The organism is Bifidobacterium sp. LH_450, assembly GCF_056356715.1.
Genome location: NZ_JBKEUU010000013.1, coordinates 1 through 1,361 on the forward strand (window position 1 = coordinate 1; position 1,361 = coordinate 1,361).

A 1,361-nucleotide genomic window follows, 5' to 3' on the forward strand; every position below is an offset into this window, starting at 1 on the left:
GGGTTAAGTAACAAATCGTGGGTCTTATAGCTCCTATCGGAGCCATCCTTTCCTGATGCCGAATCCGCTTTCGTAGGCGTTGATGTTGTCGGGGTTGGGGCCGGGCTGCTGGATGCCGGTCTCGGTTCCCGGCGCCGGCGGATCGTCCCGGACCGGGTCGTTGGATTCGGGCGGGGATGCGAGGTAGGCGTCCAGGGCGTCGAGCGGGTCGGCGCCGGTTTTTAGGTACAGGTACCATTCCGCGGCCCGTTTCATGTGTTCCTCGCTCAGGCCGCGGTGCAGGTCGAGCATCCGCTTGAGCCCGGCGTTGACGCCTCCCTCGATGCCGTTGGTGGTGGGCTTGACGGCGCCTGCCGCGGGATTGGCGGGGTCGAGGAATGCGAACAGCTCGCCGCGTTCGAGCAGGTGCGCGAGCCGGAAGTACGCGCGGCGCACGCGCGGATGCGTGTACCACCACTGCTTGCCGGCAAGGGCGTTGGGATGGCCCGGGTCGTCGCCGGCCCAGGTGCGCTGCTTGAGGAAGGCGGCGTGGCGCCGGTGCCAGGAATTCAGGTCGTTGGCCCAGCGGGCGGCGTCTTCGGGGGCGTGTATGCGCGTCAGGCGCGCGTAGAGCGCGCGCAGTTCCCGGCCTGGCTGCGTGCGCGGATGGCAGGTCAGGTCGCGCCGTCCGTCGCGCTGCACGTGCACCAGGCAGCGCTGGATGGCGACGCGGCGCCCCCAGCGCACCCTGGCGGCGCGCGATGCGCTGGCCGACCCGTCGCATCCCAGGGCCCTGGCGTTGCCGATCCTGGCGAACAGCGCGCCGTAGGCGGCCGTGCTTTCCCTGTCGCACCATTGCCAGGCCATCGGCACGGCGTGCGCGTCGCACGCGATCAGCAGGCACCAGCCGTAGGGCAGGTAGGTGCCGTCGGCCTGCACGTAGTCGGCGCCGCGTTTCGCCGGCTGCGGGACGGGCACCTGCCAGCACCAGGAGGTGCGCCGCCAGAACGTCTGGCGGCTCACGCCCATCGCCGACGCCGCCTCGGCCGCGGTCGTCCGGCCGGAAATCCATGCGATCCAATGGCGGAATACCGCCCTGTCGCGCAGATCCTTCCTGTCAGGCCCGGTGCAGCTCAGCCGGCACGCGTCGCATTTCCAGCGCTGCGCCCCTGCCGGGGTGAACCCCTTCTTGCGCATCGGCCTGTGGCAGGAAGGGCATCTGCGGGCCCTGATCGATTTCTTGCGTGGCATACCCGCCAGTCAAGCCCAAAACAGGCCGCGTCACGCCCCTTTTAACTCTTTTCGGATTAAAGGCACCCCGACACGCAAAGCGCCGCAACGGATGGACGCCAATATAAGACCCATCTTTTGTTACTTAACCC

1 protein-coding gene is annotated in these 1,361 nt (G+C 68.3%); it reads right to left on the reverse strand.

What is annotated here, in order from left to right:
• Positions 1 to 33 precede the first annotated feature (33 nt).
• Complete coding sequence (locus tag AC1AXT_RS08745) at positions 34 to 1,230, reverse strand: IS1249 family transposase (protein ID WP_476542205.1); 1,197 nt, start codon at positions 1,228 to 1,230, stop codon at positions 34 to 36.
• Positions 1,231 to 1,361 lie beyond the last annotated feature (131 nt).

What these genes read in the sequence shown, in the direction of transcription:
- AC1AXT_RS08745 (WP_476542205.1), bottom strand. Translation starts at nt 1,230, where the DNA reads ATGCCACGCAAGAAATCGATCAGGGCCCGCAGATGCCCTTCCTGCCAC.